21 protein-coding genes are annotated in these 21,518 nt (G+C 65.3%); 5 read left to right on the forward strand and 16 right to left on the reverse strand.

Annotated features, from left to right (window positions below; all coding sequences use genetic code 11):
* Positions 1–437: 437 nt before the first annotated feature.
* The 8 genes from gatB to BI327_RS01485 all read right to left on the reverse strand — a co-directional run bounded on the left by gatB (position 438) and on the right by BI327_RS01485 (position 8,199).
* Positions 438–1,925, reverse strand: a complete 1,488-nt coding sequence (gene gatB, locus BI327_RS01450; protein ID WP_076857988.1) for an Asp-tRNA(Asn)/Glu-tRNA(Gln) amidotransferase subunit GatB — start codon at positions 1,923–1,925, stop codon at positions 438–440.
* Between the two features lie 117 nt (positions 1,926–2,042).
* Positions 2,043–3,404 carry a patatin-like phospholipase family protein gene (locus tag BI327_RS01455; protein ID WP_076857990.1) on the reverse strand — a complete coding sequence of 454 codons (1,362 nt, stop codon included), beginning with the start codon at positions 3,402–3,404 and terminating at the stop codon, positions 2,043–2,045.
* Positions 3,405–3,559: 155 nt separating this feature from the next.
* Positions 3,560–3,850 carry a hypothetical protein gene (locus tag BI327_RS01460; protein ID WP_076857992.1) on the reverse strand — a complete coding sequence of 97 codons (291 nt, stop codon included), beginning with the start codon at positions 3,848–3,850 and terminating at the stop codon, positions 3,560–3,562.
* 3 nt (positions 3,851–3,853) lie between these two features.
* A complete protein-coding gene (gatA, locus tag BI327_RS01465; protein ID WP_076857993.1) occupies positions 3,854–5,329 on the reverse strand; it encodes an Asp-tRNA(Asn)/Glu-tRNA(Gln) amidotransferase subunit GatA in 1,476 nt (491 codons plus the stop codon).
* Positions 5,326–5,556: a hypothetical protein gene (locus BI327_RS01470; RefSeq protein WP_076857995.1), complete on the reverse strand. Its 231-nt coding sequence runs from the start codon at positions 5,554–5,556 to the stop codon at positions 5,326–5,328. Before BI327_RS01470 ends, gatA begins: the two co-directional genes overlap by 4 nt.
* Positions 5,557–5,608: 52 nt before the next feature.
* A complete protein-coding gene (gene gatC, locus BI327_RS01475) occupies positions 5,609–5,896 on the reverse strand; it encodes an Asp-tRNA(Asn)/Glu-tRNA(Gln) amidotransferase subunit GatC (RefSeq protein ID WP_057020773.1) in 288 nt (95 codons plus the stop codon).
* 93 nt (positions 5,897–5,989) lie between these two features.
* Entirely contained in the window at positions 5,990–7,066 is a 1,077-nt protein-coding gene (locus tag BI327_RS01480; RefSeq protein ID WP_076857997.1) for an NAD(P)H-dependent flavin oxidoreductase, read from the reverse strand.
* Between the two features lie 116 nt (positions 7,067–7,182).
* Positions 7,183–8,199, reverse strand: a complete 1,017-nt coding sequence (locus BI327_RS01485; protein WP_076857998.1) for an NAD(P)H-dependent flavin oxidoreductase — start codon at positions 8,197–8,199, stop codon at positions 7,183–7,185.
* A 113-nt stretch (positions 8,200–8,312) separates the two neighbouring features.
* Here BI327_RS01485 and BI327_RS01490 point away from each other — a divergent pair, with 113 nt between their 5' ends.
* From BI327_RS01490 to BI327_RS01500, 3 genes are all read left to right on the forward strand, one after another.
* The gene (locus BI327_RS01490; protein WP_076858000.1) at positions 8,313–9,203 is read left to right on the forward strand and encodes a LysR family transcriptional regulator; all 891 of its coding nucleotides are present in this window, start codon (positions 8,313–8,315) and stop codon (positions 9,201–9,203) included.
* Positions 9,204–9,390: 187 nt separating this feature from the next.
* A complete protein-coding gene (gene ruvX, locus BI327_RS01495; protein WP_076859106.1) occupies positions 9,391–9,873 on the forward strand; it encodes a Holliday junction resolvase RuvX in 483 nt (160 codons plus the stop codon).
* Positions 9,874–9,875: 2 nt separating this feature from the next.
* Complete coding sequence (locus tag BI327_RS01500; RefSeq protein WP_076858001.1) at positions 9,876–10,802, forward strand: AEC family transporter; 927 nt, start codon at positions 9,876–9,878, stop codon at positions 10,800–10,802.
* Between the two features lie 63 nt (positions 10,803–10,865).
* On the opposite strand, the gene BI327_RS01505 is transcribed toward BI327_RS01500, so the two are convergent.
* The 8 genes from BI327_RS01505 to BI327_RS01540 all read right to left on the reverse strand — a co-directional run bounded on the left by BI327_RS01505 (position 10,866) and on the right by BI327_RS01540 (position 18,922).
* Positions 10,866–12,068 carry a GNAT family N-acetyltransferase gene (locus BI327_RS01505; RefSeq protein WP_245334680.1) on the reverse strand — a complete coding sequence of 401 codons (1,203 nt, stop codon included), beginning with the start codon at positions 12,066–12,068 and terminating at the stop codon, positions 10,866–10,868.
* 232 nt (positions 12,069–12,300) lie between these two features.
* Positions 12,301–13,512, reverse strand: a complete 1,212-nt coding sequence (locus BI327_RS01510; RefSeq protein WP_076858003.1) for an ABC transporter substrate-binding protein — start codon at positions 13,510–13,512, stop codon at positions 12,301–12,303.
* Between the two features lie 168 nt (positions 13,513–13,680).
* Positions 13,681–14,439 carry a CPBP family intramembrane glutamic endopeptidase gene (locus BI327_RS01515; RefSeq protein ID WP_245334681.1) on the reverse strand — a complete coding sequence of 253 codons (759 nt, stop codon included), beginning with the start codon at positions 14,437–14,439 and terminating at the stop codon, positions 13,681–13,683.
* 66 nt (positions 14,440–14,505) lie between these two features.
* Complete coding sequence (locus tag BI327_RS01520; RefSeq protein WP_076858005.1) at positions 14,506–15,276, reverse strand: CPBP family intramembrane glutamic endopeptidase; 771 nt, start codon at positions 15,274–15,276, stop codon at positions 14,506–14,508.
* A gap of 127 nt (positions 15,277–15,403) precedes the next feature.
* Positions 15,404–17,047, reverse strand: coding sequence for an acyl-CoA dehydrogenase family protein (locus BI327_RS01525; RefSeq protein ID WP_076858006.1), 1,644 nt, complete (start codon positions 17,045–17,047; stop codon positions 15,404–15,406).
* A gap of 126 nt (positions 17,048–17,173) precedes the next feature.
* On the reverse strand, positions 17,174–17,626 hold the full coding sequence (locus tag BI327_RS01530; protein ID WP_076858008.1) for a hypothetical protein: 453 nt from the start codon (positions 17,624–17,626) through the stop codon (positions 17,174–17,176).
* Between the two features lie 35 nt (positions 17,627–17,661).
* Positions 17,662–18,075: a hypothetical protein gene (locus BI327_RS01535; protein WP_076858010.1), complete on the reverse strand. Its 414-nt coding sequence runs from the start codon at positions 18,073–18,075 to the stop codon at positions 17,662–17,664.
* Between the two features lie 130 nt (positions 18,076–18,205).
* A complete protein-coding gene (locus BI327_RS01540; RefSeq protein ID WP_076859109.1) occupies positions 18,206–18,922 on the reverse strand; it encodes a M15 family metallopeptidase in 717 nt (238 codons plus the stop codon).
* A 226-nt stretch (positions 18,923–19,148) separates the two neighbouring features.
* Here BI327_RS01540 and BI327_RS01545 point away from each other — a divergent pair, with 226 nt between their 5' ends.
* Together BI327_RS01545 and BI327_RS01550 are read left to right on the forward strand one after the other, a co-directional pair.
* On the forward strand, positions 19,149–20,102 hold the full coding sequence (locus BI327_RS01545; RefSeq protein WP_026192854.1) for an aspartate carbamoyltransferase catalytic subunit: 954 nt from the start codon (positions 19,149–19,151) through the stop codon (positions 20,100–20,102).
* 5 nt (positions 20,103–20,107) lie between these two features.
* Positions 20,108–21,409 carry a dihydroorotase gene (locus BI327_RS01550; protein WP_076858011.1) on the forward strand — a complete coding sequence of 434 codons (1,302 nt, stop codon included), beginning with the start codon at positions 20,108–20,110 and terminating at the stop codon, positions 21,407–21,409.
* Positions 21,410–21,518 lie beyond the last annotated feature (109 nt).

Here is a 21,518-nt window from a genome sequence, read left to right on the forward strand (position 1 = left end):
CGACGATGCATTCGCGCGACGATGCAAGAAGTGCAACAGCGGCCGACATCGGCATTTGTCAACGTTGCAGGAAATGCCTTGTATTGCAGGCTTTCCATGAATTCGCATTGAAGCGATCGACGCACGATCGTCGTTGCGCTGAGTCGCGCGCGACGACGAAAAGCGGCGCGTCGCCGACGCCGAGTCGTAATTTTTGGCAACGAAAAAATTTTCGTGGGAAAGACGGCTTTTGCCTCGTTTGAGGTCGTCCGAGCCGGATTCGCGAACGAATCGCAGCTTCGGCGATTCGGAGCCGAGGGCGTCAGTGCGACCGTCGACCGAGGGTGTGAGGCAGGGTCACGCCGCGTTCACGCGCGCGCGACGGCGCGAGAGGCGATCGCGCGGGAGCATGATCCGGTTGGATCATGCGCCAAGGACAACATCATTGTCCTGTTCGTTCAGATGCCGAGCTTCGACTTCAGGAGGTCGTTGACCGCCTGCGGGTTCGCCTTGCCGCCCGACGACTTCATCACCTGACCGACGAACCAGCCGACCAGTTGCGGCTTCGCCTTGGCCTGCTCGACCTTGTCGGGATTGGCCGCGATGATGTCGTCGACCACCTTCTCGATCGCGCCGAGATCGGTGACCTGCTTCATGCCGCGCGTCTCGACGAGCGCGCGCGGATCACCGCCTTCCTGCCAGACGATCTCAAACAAGTCCTTGGCGATCTTGCCGGAAATCGTTCCCTCGCCGATCAGATCGACGATCGCGGCGAGCTGCTCTGCCGACACCGGCGAGGCTGCGATCGCAACGCCTTCCTTGTTGAGACGTCCGAACAGCTCGTTGATCACCCAGTTGGCGGCGAGCTTGCCGTCGCGTGCCTTGTCGGCGAGGCCTGACAGCACCGTCTCGTAGAACTCCGCGCTCTCGCGCTCGGCGACGAGCACGCTCGCATCATAGGGCGACAAGCCAAAGCCCGTAATAAAACGGGACTTCTTCTCGTCCGGCAGTTCCGGCAGCTGCGCCTTGAGCTCGTCGACGAAGGCCTGGCTGAATTCGAGCGGCAGCAGATCGGGATCCGGGAAGTAGCGATAGTCGTGCGCCTCTTCCTTGGAGCGCATCGAGCGCGTCTCGCCCTTGTTCGGGTCGAACAGCCGGGTTTCCTGGTCGATCGAGCCGCCGTCCTCGATGATCTCGATCTGACGCCGCGCCTCGTACTCGATCGCCTGGCCGATGAAGTTGATCGAGTTCATGTTCTTGATTTCGCAGCGGGTGCCGAGCGTGGTCTCGCCGTGGCGGCGCACCGAGACGTTGACGTCGGCGCGCAAGCTGCCCTTCTCCATGTCGCCGTCGCAGGTGCCGAGGTAACGCAGGATCGAGCGCAGCTTGGTGACGTAAGCCTTGGCCTGCTCGGCATCGCGGATATCGGGCTTGGAGACGATCTCCATCAGCGCGACGCCGGAACGGTTGAGGTCGACATAGGTCATCGTCGGCGACTGATCGTGCAGCAACTTGCCGGCGTCCTGTTCCAGATGCAGCCGCTCGATCCCGATCGTGACGCTGCGGCCACCGTCGAGCTCGAGCTCGACCTCGCCCTCGCCCACGATCGGCGACTTGTACTGGCTGATCTGGTAGCCCTGCGGCAGGTCGGGATAGAAATAGTTCTTGCGGTCGAACACCGAGCGCAGGTTGATCTTCGCATTCAGCCCGAGACCGGTGCGCACCGCCTGGCGGACGCACTCCTCGTTGATCACAGGCAGCATGCCCGGCATCGCGGCATCGACCAGCGAGACATGGGAGTTGGGCTCACCGCCGAACGCGGTCGATGCACCGGAGAACAGTTTTGAGTTCGAGGTGACCTGGGCATGGATCTCCATGCCGATCACGACCTCCCAATCGCCGGTGGCGCTCTTGATCAGTTTGTGCGGGGCGGCAGCTGCGGTCATGGATCTCGGTTTCCGGATAAAGTGATATCTGGGATGGATTGGGCTTCGCGCAACCAATCGCGCCAGTCAAGCCGCCTTGGTGTCCCTTCGCAGCCCGCGCCGGCGCTTAAGCCCCGATCAGAGCCCGCGCCGGAACTGCTGATAGGCCTTGCTTGAGCGCAGCGCGTCCGCGCCGCCCGTGATCAGCTGGTCGACCTGCTCCGGCGGCAGCGACAGCCGCGTCGGGATGGCGTTCAGGATGCCGGCACGCTCCGGTCCGAGCCGGTCGAAGCCGAGCCGCTCGACATAGATCGCGACATCGCCGCATTTCCACCCGGCGCCGACGCCGAGCCGGGCGCGATCCGCCGCCGACAGGCCGCAGCGCCAGCGCTTCAGCTTGCCCGACCAGTCATTGGCGAGCGCGGTGAAGGCCGCGTAGCTCGAGCGCACGCTGGCATCGATCGCGGTGTCAGCGGCCGCCGACACCAGCTCGACGCCGTTCGGTCCTTCGAGCGTCTGGACGAAGTCGCCGGAGATGCCGCGGCCGGCGTCGACCACCAGGAACAGGATGCGCTTCAGCTTGGCCGCCTGCCGTTCGTCGAGCGGCTCGTAAGGACGCTGCGCGGCGAGCAAGCCGATGCTCAGCCCCGACAAGCCGTAATTGTCGACCAGCCCGCCATCGAGCAGTTTGACGTAGCGCATCGAGCCGTCGCGGTAGCGCGCCTGGGCCTCGGCATAGGATCGCAGCAACGGTTGCGCATTCGGATCGTTACGCACCCGATCGTACCAGGGCGGCAGCGGCGCGGCGCATCCGCCGGGATAAGTTTGCAGCACGATCGGGGCGAATGCCAGCGGCACCGCGGCGGATGCCGCCACGGCTTCGGCGACCCGATAGGAGCGAATGTCGCTGCACAGCGCGTCGAACGACGTCTTGCCGAACACGAACGGCGTGCGGTTGTAGATGTCCGACGCGTTGATCCACACCCGCGGCCGGCGGTCGTCGGGCAAGGCTTCGAACCGCGCGCCGTCGAACAGATTCTGATCGAGCCAGTCGGTGAACTGGCTGTCGTTGACGCCGCCGCCTAGCGCGCGCCCGATATTGCCGAGCGATATCTTGGTCTTCAGGCCCTCCTCGGCATTGCGCAGCAGGAAGCGTTCGCGGAAATCGGCGAGCGCCGCGCGGCGCTTCAATCCGAAGTAGGCCGCGGTGATCGATCCGCCGGAGACGCCGGAGACGAAGTCGACGCGGTCGAGCAGCGTCTTGGTGCCCGCAGCACTTGAACGCACCCGGTCAAGCTCCTCCAGCACGCCGAACGAAAACGCCGCGGCGCGCGTTCCGCCGCCGGAGAACGACAGCGCGAGCAGCAGATCATCTTCGTAAGGGGGAATTTCGTGGGCGCTGCTGTTGTCGGCGAGCGCGGCACCGAGCGGCACATTGCCGGGCAGATTGTAGACGGACGCACAGCCGGCGAGGCCCGCCGCCGCCACGGCCACAAGCAACGCCGACAGCCATCCCCCTATGCCCGACCCACGCACGAATACTCTCTTTGCCGCTGGCCCCCGCCCGGTTCCGTAAGCCTATCACGGCCAATCTGGGCGGCGGCATGGCGGCCGAAACACGGTTAATGCTCGCGGTGCCACCGCACCGGTGTCCTTTAGCCGCGCTGTGTCAGCAGCGTGGTGACGATCCGCTCCCACTCGGCCTCGAGCGTGTCCTTTGCGACCGGCTGGCCGGCCTGCCGATACCAGTAGCCGGCATTGCCGAGATCGCCCTCGACGCGATGCAGATAGGCATGCACCCAGGCCGAATTGACGTCGCTCTCGTCCTGCACGATGCGGTGCGCCTGGTCCCAGTCGCCCTTCCTCGCCCACCACAATGCGGCGAGCGGCGGCGACAACGCACCATCAGGCGCGGAGTCAGCGAGACTGCCGCGGAAATCCGCCATCGCTCACCACCATTTAGGCGCCGTGAAGCGGCCGGCCGCCTGCTCGATCACTTCGCCGAGCGAGAACAGTGTCTCCTCGTCGAACGGTCGCCCGATCAGTTGCAGGCCGAGCGGCAGGCCCTGCGTGTCCTTGCCTGATGGCACGGCGATGCCCGGCAGGCCCGCCATGTTCACGGTCACCGTGAAGATGTCGTTGAGATACATCTCGACCGGATCGGCGCCGCCCTTCTCGCCGATGCCGAACGCCGCCGACGGCGTCGCCGGCGTCAGGATCGCATTGACGCCCTTGGCGAAGCAGTCCTCGAAATCCTTCTTGATCAGCGTCCGCACCTTTTGCGCACGCAGATAATAGGCATCGTAGTAGCCGGCCGAGAGCACGTAGGTGCCGATCAGCACGCGGCGGCGCACCTCGTCGCCGAAGCCGTCGGCGCGGGTGTTCTCGAACATCTCGACGATGTTCTTGCCCGGCTCGCGCAGCCCGAAGCGCACACCGTCGTAGCGCGCGAGGTTTGACGAAGCTTCCGCCGGCGCCACGATGTAATAGGCCGGCAGTGCGTATTTGGTGTGCGGCAGCGACACGGGGACCATCTCGGCGCCGGCGGCCTTCAGCCATTCCGTGCCCTGGCTCCAGAGCTTTTCGATCTCGGCCGGCATGCCGTCGAGCCGATACTCCTTGGGGATGCCGATCTTCATGCCCTTCACGGACTTGCCGATCGCGGCCTCATAGTCCGGCACCGCGATGTCGACCGAGGTGGTGTCCTTGGGATCGTGACCCGCCATCGAGCGCATCAGGATCGCGGCGTCGCGGGTCGTGCGCGCGATCGGGCCGGCCTGGTCGAGCGAGGATGCAAACGCGACGATGCCCCAGCGCGAGCAGCGGCCATAGGTCGGCTTGATGCCGACGGTCGCGGTGAACGCGGCAGGCTGACGGATCGAGCCGCCGGTATCGGTCGCGGTCGCGCCCATGCAGAGAGACGCCGCCACCGCGGAGGCCGAGCCGCCCGACGAGCCGCCCGGCACCAGCGTGGTGTTGCTGCCCTCGCGCCGCCACGGGTTGGTGACCGGACCGAAGCACGAGGTCTCGTTCGACGAGCCCATCGCGAACTCGTCATTGTTGAGCTTGCCGAGCAGCACCGCGCCGTCGCGCCAGAGCTGCGAGGTCACCGTCGATTCATAGGGCGGAATGAAATTGCCGAGGATTTTCGAGCACGCAGTGGTCCTGATGTCGCGCGTCGCGAACAGGTCCTTGATGCCGAGCGGAATGCCGGCGAGCGGGCCACCCTCACCCTTTGCAATTTTCTCGTCGGCAGCCTTGGCCATCTCGCGCGCCCGGTCGGGCGTCTCGAGCACATAGGCATTGAGCACGCGCGCGGCTTCGATGGCGGCGAGATGCGCATCGGTCAGTTCGCGGGCGGTGAAAGACTTGCTCGCCAGGCCCTCGCGGGCCTCGGCGATCGTCAGCGATGTCAAATCGGTCATTTATTGATCGGGCTGCAGAAGAACGGAGACAGGGTCTTGTCGTTGGCGGGGTCATCCTGCCGGGCTTTGACGTTTTCTCTGGCGCGCTCGGCATCGAGCGCCTCGAGATGATCGAGCACGGCGTCCATCGCCGCATTGGGATCGGCGACCTTCCCCTTGCGTTCGACCGCATCGAGGAAGTCCATATAGGCCTTGTAGGCCTTCTCATCGTCGCAGAGCAGACACATTGGACTTTGTCGCTTTTGTTTGACGCGTTTTCTTCACGCGAACCGGTATCCGTTACTCGACCACCTTCGGCACCAGGAAGAAGTCGTTCACGGTGTCGGGCGCATTGCGGACGATGACATCGGCGATCTCGCCGTCATTGACCACGTCGGCGCGCTTCTTCATCTCCATCGGCGTCACCGAGGTCATCGGCTCGACGCCGTCGATATTCACTTCCGACAGCTGCTCGACAAAGGCCAGCATCGCGTTCAGCTCGCCCTGGAGATGGGGAACTTCGGCGTCACTGACCGCAATCCGCGCCAGATGCGCGATGCGGCGGACGGTCGTGGCGTCTACGGACATTATATAGGGCCTCGGGTGGTCAGGCTGAAAGGTCAGCCTGCCGTATAGCAGAGGCCGGTTTTGCGCCGCAACCGCGCTGCAAACGGGGCGAAATCAGCCCCCGAGCTGCCCCATCCGCGCCAGCGCGGCCCCGGCCAGCGCCCGGGTCAGCTCGGCGGCCGGCATTTCCTTGCCCATCCGCACCGCCTGCCCGGCCCAAAGATTGGTGAAATCGACCTTGCCCTGTTTTTCGGCAGCCGCCTTCAGCGGCCCGAGCGCGGTCGCGGCATGCGGGAATGCGGGAGCATCGGGCGAGATCGGGCCGACCTCGCGCATCACGCGGTTGGCGACTCCGCGCGCCGGGCGCCCGGTCATGACATTGGTGATCACCGTGGATTCGTCGCTCGCCTGGGCCAGCGCGACGCGGCCCTGCGCGGTCACCTTGGATTCCGGACAGCGCAGGAACGCCGTGCCGATCTGCACGGCCGAGGCGCCGAGCGCGAAGGCCGCCGCGATCCCGCGCCCGTCGGCAATGCCGCCGGCGGCGACCACCGGCACCTTCACCGCGTCCACCACCTGCGGCAGCAGCGAGAACGTGCCGGGCTGCTGCGAGATATTCTCGGTCAGGAACATGGCGCGATGGCCGCCGGCGTCGGCGCCTTGCGCGATGATGACGTCGGCGCCGTTTTCTTCCAGCCAGATCGCCTCCTTCACCGTGGTCGCCGACGACATCACGGTGGCACCCGCCGCCTTCACCCGCTGCAGCAGTTTCGGCTCAGGCAGTCCGAAGTGGAAACTGACGATTTCGGGCTTCAACTCCTCGACTACCGCGCAGAAAGCCGCATCGAACGGCGCGCGGTTCGCGGCGTTGATCGGCGCGTTCGGATCGAGGCCGTGCTCGCGATAGTAAGGCGCCAGCCGCTGCCGCCAGATCGCCTCGCGCGCCGGATCGGCGTCGACCGCCCTGTGGCAGAAGAAGTTGAGGTTGACCGGCGCGGAGACGCGCTGGCGGATGATGTTGACCTGCTCGCGCGCCTTCTCGGCCGACAGCATCGCACAAGGCAGCGAGCCGAGCCCACCGCCTTGCGCCACCGCGATCACGAGCTCTGCGTCCATCACGCCGGCCATCGGCGCCAGCACGATCGGGAATTCGGTCTTGAAACGATCGATCAATCGACGGTCCGGCCACATGGCGTGCCTCTTTCCTGCTTGCTCGGAATTACCCTCTCCCCTTGTGGGAGAGGGTGACTTCGATGCGGAAGCATCGAAGTCGGGTGAGGGGTTTCTCCTCCGCCGGGACAGACCCCTCATCCGGCGCGGACTTTGTCCGCGCCACCTTCTCCCACAAGGGGAGAAGGAAAAAAGTTGCGCCGGCCCTGCAGCGACTGCTCGGCCTCGGTGACGATGCGGCCGACGATCTCGGCCGCGGGAACGATATCATGGATCAGGCCGACGGATTCGCCTGCGAAAACCGCGGCGATATCGAAATTGCCCGCCTCCCTCGCCGCGGCATATTCCACCGCGATCTCGTCCGCGCGCTGCATCAGCTCGATCTCGCGGCCAGACCAGCGCCGCAGATGATCGTTGGCAAGCGAACGCGCGGTGAACGGCGCCGGCCACATCAATTTGCGCGACCAGTCCATCACCACGCCGCGCACCGTCTCGCCGCTCTTCGCGGCGCGGATCAGCTGCTTTGCCCGCTCGGGCGCGTCGGCCTCGATGCTGGCATAGAAACGCGTCCCCATCAGCACGCCGGAAGCGCCGAGCATCATCATCGCAGCCAGGCCGCGGCCATCCGCGATGCCGCCGGCCGCGACCACAGGCACGCGCCCTGCGGCGAAATCGATGATCGCAGGCACGATGTCGAGTGTGGTGCGCGAGGCGCCGTGACCGCCCGCCTCGGTGCCCTGCGCAATCAGGATGTCGGCACCGCAATCGAGCGCCTGCTGCGCGAGCTCCTCATTCTGCACCTGGCAGATCAGCAGCGCGCCGGCCGCCTTGATCTTGGGTGCGAACGGCGCGGGATCGCCGAATGACAGCATCACCGCGCGTGGCCGCGCCGCCAGTGCGATATCGATCAGTTCGGGTTGCCTGGCGAGACTCCAGGTGATGAAGCCGATGCCGAACGGACGGCGAGATCTCTTGAGCTGCGCCGTCTCCGCCTCGAGCCACGCCTTGTCGCCGTAGCCGCCGCCCAGAATGCCGAAGCCGCCGGCGTCGCTCACCGCCTTGACCAGCCGGCTGCCCGTGATCATCGCCATCGGCGCCGCGAGGATCGGATTTTCGATGCCCAGACGCGCCGTCAATTCGGTGCTGATCGGCATGCGCTCGCTCCCTGACCTTGCTGTTCTGGACTTCCAGCCTAACCGGGCCTATCATTCTCGGATAATGAATACTAGAGAACGATGCCATCTCTAAATTGAAACGGTGGTCCCAAATGGAATTGACCGACCTGCTCACCTTTTCCTCCGTCGCCCGGCTTGGCGGCATCACCCGTGCCGCCGACGAGCTGAACACCGTGCAGTCCAACGTCACCCAACGCATCAAGGCGCTGGAAGCCGAGATCGGCACCGCGCTCTTTGAACGTCACAGCCGCGGCATGTCGCTGACCGGCGCCGGGCGCCGCCTGTTGCCGTATGCGCAGCGCATGGCCGCGCTGTCGCGCGAAGCGGTGCTTGCCGCACGCGACGATGGCGAGCCGAAGGGACCGCTGTCGATCGGCTCGATGGAGACGACGGCTGCGGTGCGGTTGCCGGCGCTGCTTGCCGAGTTTCATCGCCGCTATCCGGCGGTGCGCCTGACGCTGCGCACCGCGCCGACCGCCGACCTCGTCGCCGCCGTGCTCGACGGCTCGCTCGATGGCGCCTTTGTCGCCGGCCCGATCGAGCACGCCGACCTGATGGCAACGCCCGCCTTTACCGAGGAACTGGTGCTCGTCACCGCGCAGCGCTGGAAGTCGCTCGCCGCGTTGCGCGCCGGCACCCCGGAGTCGGGCCCGACCGCGCTGGTGTTCCGCACCGGCTGCACCTACCGGCAACGGCTCGAACAGGTGTTCACCGAGTTCGGCTGGCCGTCCGCCGTGCGTTTCGAGTTCGGCACGCTCGACGGCATGGTGGGCTGCGTCGCCGCCGACATGGGCGTGACGCTGCTGCCGCGCGCGGTGGTCGAACGCGACCACGTGCAGCGCGACGTCATCTTCCACAAGCTCAACCCGCAGCACGCGCTGGTCGAGACGCTGTTCATCCAGCGCCGCACCGCGCATCAATACAGCCCGCTGCAAGGACTCGCGGCCTGCCTTGGCGGCGACGATCGGGTGATCGCCGCTTGACGTGGTGCGCGTATGCACCTCTCCCATCGGGAGAGGTCGGCGCGCAGCGCCGGGTGAGGGGTTACGTCCCCTCTATGAAGCACAGCCCCCCTCACCCGAATTGCTTCGCAATTCGACCTCTCCCCGTCGGGGAGAGGTGAAGCAAGGGCTTTGCCTCGGCGCGCGGGCGCGTGCTAAGCGCAAGACCATGCCCGCCCCCATCCTTCCCTTGATCGAAGCCGCGCCGCACTGGCCCGAACGCGGCGCGCTGGTCGGCCTCGACCTCGGCACCAAGACCATCGGCGTTGCCGTCTCCGATCCGGACCGGCGGCTCGCGACCGGCGTCGAGACCATCCAGCGCAAGCAGTTCAAGGCCGATGCGGCGCGGCTGCTCGCGATCGCGGCCGAGCGCAATGCCGTGGGCTTCGTGCTGGGCCTGCCGATCAACATGGACGGCAGCGAAGGCCCGCGCGCGCAATCGACCCGGGCCTTCGCCCGCAACCTCGCTGGCCTCACGACGCTTGCGATCGGGCTGTGGGACGAGCGGCTGTCGACCGCCGCCGTCGAGCGCGAGCTGATCGGGATGGACGTCAGCCGCGCCCGCCGCGCCGAGGTGATCGACGAGCACGCCGCGATCTTCATCCTGCAGGGCGCGCTCGACCGGCTCGCGAAACTGCGCGGGGACCGCTGACGATGGCCGTGGTGATCGCGGCCCTGTTGCCGGTGTTCCTGCTGATCGTGCTCGGCTTCGTCCTGAAGCGCACGCTGATGCGGCTCGACACCCAATGGCACGGGCTGGAGCAGCTGACCTATTACGTGCTGTTCCCGGTGCTGCTGGTACAGACGCTGGTGAAGGCCGACCTGACCAGGGTGCCGGTTGCCGGCGTCGGCGGCGCGCTGCTGCTCGCGGCGCTCGCGATGTCGCTGCTCTGCCTCGCGCTCAGAGCTCCGCTTGCCCGCGCCGGGATCGACGGCCCGGCCTTCACCTCGATCTTCCAGGGCGCGACCCGCTGGCAGACCTATGTCGCGCTGTCGGTGTCGCGCAATCTCTTTGGCAGCACAGGCCTCGCGCTCGCGTCCGTCGCGATGGTCGCGATCATCCCGCTGGTCAATGTCTTCAGCGTCGCCGTGCTGGCGAAATACGCCTCGTCCGAGAAGCGCTCCGCGGGCGCGATCGTGATGACGATCGTCAAGAACCCGCTGATCTGGGCCTGCGTGATCGGGCTCGTCATCAATGTCGCGCACATCCCGCTGCCGCAGATCTGGTACGATGTCGCCGACGCGCTCGGCGGCTCGTCGCTGGCGATCGGCCTGCTCGTGACCGGCGCCGGACTGCATCTGGAAGGCATGTTTCGCCCGAGCCTCGCCGCCAGCGTCGCGCTGGTCCTGAAACTGGTCCTGATGCCCGTGCTCACGGTCGCGCTCGCGGTGTGGTTCGGCGTCACCGGCTCCAATCTCGCCATCGTCGCCGCCTGCGCCGCGGTGCCGACCTCGCCGTCGGCCTATGTGCTGGCGCGCCAGATGGGCGGTGACGCCCCCCTCCTCGCCCAGATCATCACGCTGCAGACGATCCTCGCCGCGATCACGATGCCGATCGTGATTGCGGCAGTCGGGCTTTAGAGGGCAGACCCGGGCAGGCTTGGCTCGAGCCGGGACGGCGTGGGGCGGCCCGCCTGGGAGCCGCTACCAAAGCTCGCGGTAGTTCGCGAACCTTCGCAGGGTCTTGTCATAACGAGCCGGCACGATCCAGGGCAGCAGCAGCTTGAAGATCGCATTCGGAAGCGGCGAGCGAAGGCGGACATAGAGGTCGAGCGGATCGAGATCGTGCCGCATCCGGAATTTCGGTTCGTAGCTGAGACCCGTGCTGCGAAGCCACTTGTAGCCGTTGGCCATCGCCCAGTTCATCATGTCGCGAATGGTGTAGTAGTAGAGATGCAGGTCGAGGGCGACGCCATAGTCCAGCCCGACATACTCCCAGAACAGACTGTCGCCTTCGACCATGCACAGGCTGAAGGCGACCGCCTGCCCACCCCGGCGCCAGATGAAGAAGCGGACTTTGTCCTTCATGTCGCTGCCGAGCCGGCGGAGATAGTCGGCCGTCAGCTTCTCGAAATGCAGTTTCGAACGGTCGAAGACCTGCAGATAGAGCGGATGGATCTCGTCGACGGCATCGCGTGCGTCCTCGGTGACGGTGAGGATGATGGTTTCGCCGTCGGTTGCCTTGAGCTTCTTGCGCAGTTGCCAGCGCGCCGATCGCGGCAGAACCTTTTGCATGTAGGTGTCGAAATCGTCGTGCGCGATATTGAGCGCCGTCATCGGCATGCTCGGCGCACGGGCGAAACCGCGCCGGATGAAACAATCCAGCAGCGGCCGGTAGCGCGCAGGGAATTCCTTCAGGACGATAAGCTGCGCCCGGCACGACCTTGCGAGATTGACGATCTCGCGGCAAAGAATCTCAGCGATCTCGGCAGGTGGCACCGCGTCTGATCCGGCGAGATGCCCTTCTCCGGCGAAGCACCCGACCATCAGGGTGCGCATTTTTAGAAACCCGGGGACGACGCGCCGGATGCGCGCCAGCAACGGCTGCCATTGCGCGCCAAGTCCTTCGAGAATGTCCTGCTCGAGAAGAAAGAACGGCTGTACCGCCTGGATGCAGTCTGCCCGGTCGACGATCGCGAAGTACCGGTACTCGACGCCGTCGCGGAGCGTATCCTCCACAATCTCGTAGTAGCGGTGATCCTTGCGCAGCTCGGCGAAGGTGGCAGCCCAGACAGGGCTATCAGCGATCTCACCGCGCGTCAGTATCTTCACGTAAAACCGCGCGGGTGCAGCGGTCGCATCGGCTACACTTGTTGTACCCACCAGGCTGACCGCGTCCGACGCCACGCACTGCTCCGGATGATGCCAAATTTTTCAAATATGGTCTGAATGTAACTGAATTTGCCGGAGATTTCTGTGCCGTCCGCGCAACAAGCCATCTTTTTCAGCGAAAAACCGGACAGAGCGGCCGCGATGCCGTTTGTGATCGCCGCAGCCTTACGGCGAGACTTGCGCTTGTGCGGGCGGGCTCGCTGAGGCCGTGCCCGCACCATTGCGCATCGCTTTGCACTGATCGTCGCTATTTCCCGCTCGAGCCGGTGAACGCCGTATCGAGCACATCGCCGATCGGCTGCCAGCTGCGGCCGTCAAACTGAAGCAACCGCAATTGCTCGACCGGCCGGAAGCGACCGGTGTTGATCTTGATGCCCGGAAGCAAGGCGGACGCCTGATAGTCCCTCAGCGCCGCGGCCTGCTTCATGACGTTTTCGCGCGACAGATCGTTGCCGCACTGCTTGAGCACCTGCACCATCGTTTCGGCAGCGGCATAGCCGTAGACTGCGGCAGCGTCGTCCTTGCCGCCGGCCTTGGTATATTTGTCCAGGAAGCTGTGCCAGGCGCCCTGCTCTTCTCTCCAGGCCGGATCGCTCGCATCCTTCAGGAAGGCGGCGGTGATGACGCCGGTCGCATTCTCGGTGCCGGCCGGCTTGAGCACGGTCTCGATCGACGACGCCATCTGGTTCAGGACGAACACCGGCCGCCAGCCGTGTTCAGCCGCAGCCCGGATCACCTTGGCGGCATTTTCCGGCACGCCGGCAAACACGAAGACCTCGGCGCCCGACTGCTTCAGGATCGATATGTGGCCGTCCAGATGCTGATCGTCGACATCGTAGGCGATGTCGACCCTGATGTTGTGGGCGACGTCACCCAGCCCTTGCACCAGTCCCTTGAACAATTCGCGCCCGAACTGGTCATTCTCCCAGAGCGCCACGATCTTCTTCCCGGGATAGAACGCCTGGATGTAATTGGCGTAGATGCGCCCCTCCTCGCGGTATGAGGGCTGCCAGCCCATGGTCCACGGATAGACCGACGGGTCACCGAGGTCCTGATCGCCGGAGGCGACGAAGAGTTGCGGGACTTGCCGTTCGTTGAGGTACTTCCGCACGGCCAGATTCCCCGGCGTACCGAACGATCCGAACATCAGAAGCACATTGTCGGTCTCGACAAGAATGCGCGTCAGGTCCATGGCGTTGGACGCATCCGACAGATCGTCGTAGGACATGAAGCGGATCTTGCGGCCGTTGAGTCCGCCGCGCTCGTTGATCATCTCGAAATAGGCGGCTTCCGCCTTGCCGATCTGGCCGAAAATCTCCAGCGCGCCGCTATACGGCATCAGATTGCCGATCCGGATTTCGGTATCGGTCACGCCTCCATCGCGCACCTGCTGCGTGATGGCACCGAGCGACGCCAGCGCGACGACGCTGGCCAGAAGAGTTCGCAACAACGTAGCCATGGGAAGAGCTCGCACGACGGCAGCCGCCGCTGCCTAGTTTCGATCCGGCCCGCGCTCGTTCATTGATCTAGATCATAGCACTTTTGCGGGATCGGCGGCAGCCTCCGTCAGGTTCCCGATGGCGGCGACGCTCCCCTGCTCGCCTTGATCGCTGGTTGCCGGCGAAGCCTACGTGTAGGGGCCCCTCACAAGAAAACAAACCATGTTCATGGCGGAATGAACAATCACTGTCAGCCAAGTCGAATTGCTGCGCCAGCGAAAATGGCCAAGAGCAAGACCTGAGACGAAAATCCAGAAACGCCAAAACCAATCGTACTGAGTATGCATCATCGCCCACACGATTGACGTCAGGACGATGGCGCCAGTCGGACCGAGGAACGACTGCGACCAGCCGCGAAACATGAAACCGCGGACAACGAATTCCTCCATGATTGGCACGGCAATGCAGACAGCAACAAGGAGCGTCAATAACCCGCTGGGTCCTTTAACAATCAGGAATGAACCGGGTGTACCGTCCTCCGAACCGACGAGAAATCCGCTCAAGCTCTCGGCAACCATTATAATGGCCGTGACCACCAGGGCGTGAACCACCTCATTTCTGCTCGGCCAGTTGAGTGCAAGATATTCGGCGAACCCTCGGCCCGCCGTTCGGATCGCGATCCAAAGCACGGCGATCGCCAACGGGCTCGCGATGATGATGGCTGGACCTTGCCATCGCCCCTGGGCTGCGAAATCCTGAAATTGAGCCGGTGACATCGTGGCTACGCCGTCTTGCAGCGCGACGATGAACGCCACGGCAAAACCTCCCGCCATCAAATAAATGGCGTAGGCGATCAGGACGACGAATGCGGTCCCCGCGAAGTCCCAGGTCCGCGGCGGCGGCGGCGATGTAGGGATCCGCGCGCCGGTATTCTCGAAGTTCGACATGCTGGATTTTTCTGCAACAATTTTGCAGCGAAGGTGGGCCTGAGCTCAACCTAACATATCGGCCGGTCAGCCCGCCAGCCACCAGGTCTGGATCGTCGCCGCGAAATTGTTCAGCCCGTGCAGCAGGATGGTCAGCCAGGTCGAACCGGTGCGGAAGCGCAAATAGCCGAACAGGAATCCGATCGTCAGCACCTGGCAGAGGAAGAACCAGTCATATTGCAGGTGCATCACGGTCCACACGAGCGACGACAGCACGATCGCGCCATAGGGGCCGAGCCTTGATTCCGACCAGCCGCGATAGAGCCAGCCGCGCGCGAACAGCTCTTCCCAGAGCGGTGCGGCGACGGCGAAGGCGATCACCAGGAGCCACAGCGCGCTGTGCTCCTGTGCCGATTTCAGCACGTCGCCCATGAAGCCCGGCGTCACCTCGCGGCCGGCGGCGCGGGACACCATATCCCAGGCGCCGACCAGCACGATGAGTGCGACCACGCCGATGATCACGTTCTTCCACGACGTCCCGTGCAGTCCGAGATAATCGGCGAACGAGATCCGGGTGCGGCGGATCGCGAACCACAGCACCAGCAGCACCATCGGCAGGCCGGCGAGGACCGAGAGTGAGATCGTCAGACCGTCGGCGACCACATGGGTGATCCCGGCCGCCGACAGCTCCCCGCCCTGCGCGATGATGCGGTAGATGATGACCGCGAGCTGGCCGAGAAACATCGCGGCGAAGATCACAAGGCCCCACAGCGCGGTGCCCCAGAACTTCCAGACCCGCGGCGGGCGTGGCGGAGCCTCGAGAGCGGCAGGCGGCGTATCGGGATTGAGAGCGTCCATCAGCAGTCCTCGGCATTATCGGTTCGTCATGGCCGGGCTTGTCCCGGCCATCCACGTCTTTCTTGCTTCATCGAAGCAAGGACGTGGATGCCCGGCACAAGGCCGGGCATGACGGTGGTGAATGTGGTCATGGCAGCGCCCGCGCCAGCAGCGCGCGCTGATCGGCATCGGAGAGGTCCACCGCGCCGTACATGCCGGCGTGGCGTTCGGCAAGTCGTGTCGCCGCGAACAGTTCGGCGTTTTTGGGCGAGACCTGGTTGAGCGCGGCGGCGGTCGCCAGCAGCGCCAGCTGCTCGACCGCAAGCCGGGCGATGCGCTCGCTGTCCGGCCGGCGGAACGATCGTCCGATCGATGCGACAGCCTCGGCCGCGCCCGGCAGGCCCTTGGTCGCGTCGGCGAGCGCACGCAGCACGGCGAGCGCGGCATCGGCTTCGCGGCCGAGCGCCCGCAGCACGTCGAGACACATCACGTTGCCGGAGCCTTCCCAGATCGCGTTGACAGGCGATTCCCGGTAGTGACGCGCCAGAATGCCTTCCTCGACATAGCCATTGCCGCCGAGGCACTCCATCGCCTCGTAGAGGAAGCCGGGCGCGCTCTTGCAGGTCCAGTATTTGATCGCCGGCGTCAGCAGCCGCATGTAAGCGGCCTCTCCGGCATCGCCGGGTGCGCGGTCGAAGGCGCGGCACAGCCGCATCACCAGCGCGACCGACGCCTCGACATGCAGCGCCATGTCCGAGAGCACCGCCTGCATCAGCGGCTGGTCGGCGAGATGCTTCTGGAACACGCTGCGATGCCGCGCGTGATTGAGCGCATGCGCGAGCCCCGAGCGCATCAGGCCTACGGATGCGATCGCGCAATCCTGCCGCGTCAGCTGCACCATCTGGATGATGGTGCGGATGCCCTTACCCTCCTCGCCGATCAGTTCGGCATGGGCGCCGTGGAATTCGACCTCGGAGGAGGCATTCGAGCGGTTGCCGAGCTTGTCCTTCAGGCGCTGGAAATGGATCGCATTGACCGTGCCGCCGGGCGCAAAACGCGGCATGAAGAAACAGCTCAGGCCGCGCTCCGTTTGCGCCAGCACCAGGAACGCGTCGCACATCGGCGCCGACATGAACCATTTGTGCCCGGTGATGCGCCAGGCGCCGCCGTCGCACTCGGCGCGCGTCATGTTGGCGCGCACATCGGTGCCGCCCTGCTTCTCCGTCATGCCCATGCCGAGCGTCATGCCGCGCTTGGTCCACCACGGCGCAAAGCCGGGGTCATAGGCGCGTGTGCGGATGACCGGCATCGTCTTCGCCAGGATGTCCGGCTGCGAGGCCAGCGCCGCGACCGAAGCCCGCGTCATCGTGATCGGGCAGAGATGGCCGGTCTCGACCTGGGAGGCGATGTAGAATTTCGCGGCACGCACCACCTCGGCGGCGTCGCCGGCCGGCCTGCCGTCGGCGGTCCAGGTCGAATTGTGCACGCCCGCATGGGCGGAGTGCGCCATCAACTCATGATAGGCCGGGTGAAACTCGACCTCGTCGCGGCGATTGCCCCTGGCATCGAACAGTCGCAGTTTCGGCGTGTTCTCGTTGGCGGCGCGGCCGCGCTCCGCCATCGCGGCGGAGCCCCAGTGCTTGCCGAAATCCGACAGTTCAGCCGTTGCGCCCACCCCGCCATTGGCGGCGACCGCCGCGACCAGCGCCGCGTCCGTCGTGAACAGATCGACGTTCTCGAGCGGCGGCGACTGGTTCAGCACGTCGTGGGTGGCGAACGGAGCCTGCGTCATGCTCTCCTCGGGAATTGGTCTCGCTGCGCCCATGCGGCCCGGACAGCCGGGCCAATGGTGGCGAAGTGGAATCGAGGGATCATAAGCCCGCGAACCGGCGCCGGGCAGCGAAAAATGCGGCTTCCGCTAGATGCTTCCGTGCCTCGGCGCATGGCGGCCGAGCCGCCTGTCGAGCCAGTCGTTGGGCCTGGTCTTGTTGGCGTTGCTCCGGGACGCCTGCACAGCAAAGATGTCGCCGGCGTGTAGCGGCCGGTCATCGGGATATTCCGCCATCTGCAGGTTGGATTCGTGCGCGGCCCCGTCCACCGGCGAGATATAGGCAAATCGGATTTCGATCTTGTGCTTGATGTCGTAGCCCTGCCACTTCGGATGGTTGCGCGCCAGAAGCTCAGCGATCTCGCAAGGCAGCAGATCGGAGCTCGAACTCCGATTGCCCTCGGTCTTGTCCAGATAGCACTGCTCCTTGACGCTGCTGACGCGCGCGTCGATCGGCCGGAAGTTCACCCGCTTGTCGAACTCGCTGTAGGCGTAGAAGCCGACGACGCCGATCGCGATCATCCCGTAGAGGCCGAGACGCATGGTTGGACTCCGATTCCGCTGAACCGCCGTGGCGGTCAGATCGAACGCGTCTTGTCCGCCTTGGTTTTGGAGGCCAGCACCGGAAAAATATCCCCGGCGCGCAGCGGCTTGCCGTTCGGGAAATAAGACATCTGCAAGCTCGACTGGTGCGTGGCCCCATCGACCGGCGAGACAAAGACCACGCGCACCTCGATCTTGTGCTTCAGGTCATAGCCCTGCCACTTCGGATGCTCCTTCCGCAGCAGCTCGGCGACTTCGCAGCGGGTCAGGTCGGACGTCCACGTCGTCTTGGTGATGACGTTGCGCTCGACCTTTTCCAGATAGCATTGGTCGCTGACGCCGCTGATGCGTGCATCGACGCGCTGATAATTCGCGCCCTTGTCGTATTGATCGTAGATCGCGATGCCGGCAGCGCCGACAACAACAATCGCAATGGCTGCTAGACGCATGTTTCGTGCTCCCGCAATCGCCGCACTTCATCCGGCTGCAATTAAGGAGTGTTGAATGCACCCATCGCCACTTATGCGATGGCAAGTTTTGTCTTGCCGGGGTGCCTCGAATTTGAAGGAAAATTCTCCGCTAGCGCGCCCGCGAAATCGGGAAGTCGTAGGCGGTCCCGCCCGCTCCCGGCAGCGAGAAGTGCCACCATTCCTTGGAATAGTTCACGAAGCCCTGCCGGGCCATCGCCGCGACCAGCGTGGTGCGCCAGCGCTTCTGCGCCGGCGTGATGGCGCCGGAGGCGGTATGGCCCTTCACGTCGGAGCAGTCATAGCCAGTGCCCATGTCGACGCTGCCTTCCGGGGCGCGGGCTGAGACCGGCGCGGTGCAGTCGGCATAGTCCTTCGCCGGGTCGAACCTGCGCGAATTGTCGGCGGTCAGATCGACCAGCGTGAGATCGACCGCGGCACCGGTCGAATGCCCTGAATGCGTGGCGATGTAGCCGAGGCGGAACAGGTCTGCCTTCGAGAAGGCCGGATTGTAGCGCCGCTCGGCGGCGGTCTCGGTGCCATTCTTCGACCAGGCCACCATGTCTGCGACCGCCCGGGCCGGCCGGTAGCAATCGAACATCTTCAGCGACAGCTTTTGCCGGGCCAGTTCCTGCTGCACCGCCCTGAGCCGCAGCCCCACCTCCCGCTTCACCACGCATTCCGCCGCGCCATAACCCGCGATCGGCCGGCCCATGAAATTGTTCGCGCCGGCGTAGCGGATGTCCTGGATGATGGTCGGATCGATGTCGCGGAGGAACGCGAAGTCGCCGGGGAGGTTCTGGCCAAGGGCCGGTGCGACCAGGCTCATGACGGCAGCGACGACGATCACGACAATTTTCACGGCGTCCTCGCTCCCACGTCATGGCAGGGCTGATCTGGCCGTCCAAGTCATGTTCCGGAAACGCCCGCAGAAGCAAGGCGCGGCTGCCCGGTACTGGCGCCCAGAGCCCGGCCGCATCTTACTCGGGGAAAACTCCCCCCGGCCCTCTTCGCGCTTGCCCCACCGGCCATCCGCGCCTATAGCTCTCGCTTTAATGACCCCATCATTGAAATCGACTTTTGTCCTCGGCCACCGGCATCTGCTGGGCATCGAGGGCCTTTCCGCTGACGACATCACGGGCCTGCTCGACCTCTCCGAGGAGTATGTCGAGCTCAACCGCCAGGTCGACAAGAAACGCGCCAGTTTGCGCGGCCGCACCCAGGTCAACCTGTTCTTCGAGGCCTCGACCCGGACCCAGTCCTCGTTCGAGATCGCCGGAAAACGCCTGGGCGCCGACGTCATGAACATGTCGGTGTCATCGATGTCGACCCGCAAGGGCGAGACCTTGATGGACACCGCGGTGACGCTGAACGCGATGCACCCCGATATCCTGGTGGTACGCCACCACGCCTCCGGCGCGGTCGAGCTGCTGGCGCGCAAGGTCGACGGTTCCGTGATCAATGCCGGCGACGGCAGCCACGAGCACCCGACGCAGGCGCTGCTCGATGCGCTGACCATCCGCCGCAACAAGGGCCGGCTCGAGGGGCTGACGATCGCGATCTGCGGCGACGTGCTGCATTCGCGCGTAGCGCGCTCCAACATCTTCCTGCTCAACACCATGGGCGCCCGCGTCCGCGTCGTGGCGCCCTCCACGCTGCTGCCGCCCGGCATCGAGCGGATGGGCGTCGAGGTCGCGCGCGACATGCGCGAGGGGCTCAACGGCGCCGACATCGTCATGATGCTGCGGCTGCAGCGCGAGCGCATGAACGGCTCCTTCGTGCCGTCGTCGGGCGAGTATTTCCACTATTTCGGCCTCGACCAGAAGAAGCTCGGCTACGCCAAGCCGGACGCGCTGGTGATGCATCCGGGCCCGATGAATCGCGGCGTCGAGATCGACACCTTCGTCGCCGACGGCGCGCAGTCGCTGATCCGTGAACAAGTTGAAATGGGTGTGGCGGTACGCATGGCGGTGCTCGAAGCACTCGCCCGCAACCTGCCGAACGCGTGAGACCAATGCTGACCGATCGCCGCCCCATCCTGCTCGCCAACGCCCGCGTCATCGATCCCTCGCGTGATTTCGACGGTCCGGGCGACGTCCTGATCGCCGACGGCGTGATCCGCGACGCCAAGCGCGGCATCGGCGCCGCCGGCGTCCCCGAAGGCACCGACATCGTCAATTGCGCCGGCAAGATCGTGGCCCCCGGCCTGATCGACATGCGCGCCTTCGTCGGCGAACCCGGCGCCAGCCACCGCGAGACCTTTGCCTCCGCGAGCCAGGCCGCGGCCGCCGGCGGCATCACCACCATTATCTGCCAGCCCGACACCTCGCCGGTGATCGACAATTCGGCGACGGTGGACTTCGTGCTGCGCCGCGCCCGCGACACCGCGATCGTCAACATCCATCCGATGGCGGCGCTGACCAAGGGCATGCAGGGCCAAGAGATGACCGAGATCGGCCTGTTGAAGGCCGCCGGCGCCGTCGCCTTCACCGACGGCGACCGCAGCGTCACCAATGCCCAGGTGATGCGGCGCGCGCTGACCTATGCCCGCGACTTCGACGCGCTGATCGTGCATCACACCGAGGACCCGCATCTGGTCGGCGAAGGCGTCATGAACGAGGGCGAGTTCGCGACCCGGCTCGGCCTCGCCGGGATCCCCACCGCCGCCGAGTCGATCATGCTCGAGCGCGACATGCGGCTCGCCGCCCTGACCGGCGGGCGCTATCACGCGGCCTCGCTGACCTCGACCGAATCGCTGGAAATCCTCAAGCGTGCCCGCGATGCCGGCCACAACGTCTCGGCCTCGGTCTCGATCAACCACGTGACGCTGAACGAGAACGACATCGGGCCCTACCGCACCTTCCTCAAGCTGGCGCCGCCGCTGCGCACCGAGGAGGATCGCAAGGCGCTGGTCGCCGCGCTCGCCTCCGGGCTGATCGACGTCGTGATGAGCGATCACAATCCGCAGGACGTCGAGGTCAAGCGGCTGCCGTTCGCGGAAGCGGCGAGCGGTGCGGTCGGCCTGCAGACCATGCTGCCGGCGGCGCTGCGGCTGATCCACAATGGCGAGATGGACTTCAAGACGCTGATCCGGGCGATGTCGACACGGCCGGCGGAACTGCTTGGGCTACCCGGTGGCACGCTGCGCGCCGGCGCACCGGCCGACGTGATCGTGATCGACGCCGACACGCCCTGGGTGCTCGACCGCGACGAGCTCAAATCGCTATGCAAGAACACGCCGTTCGACGACGCCCGCTTCTCGGGCCGCGTGACGCGGACGATCGTCGGCGGACGGACGGTGTACGAGCACGTCTAGGGCATGATCCGGAAAAGTGGAAACCGGTTTTCCGAAAAGATCATGCCCAATCAGAGTGGAACTCAGCGCGCCGCGAGTTGCGACATTGCTTCCATCGTGGTGCCGACCA

This window comes from Bradyrhizobium mercantei (genome assembly GCF_001982635.1).
GTDB lineage: Bacteria > Pseudomonadota > Alphaproteobacteria > Rhizobiales > Xanthobacteraceae > Bradyrhizobium > Bradyrhizobium mercantei.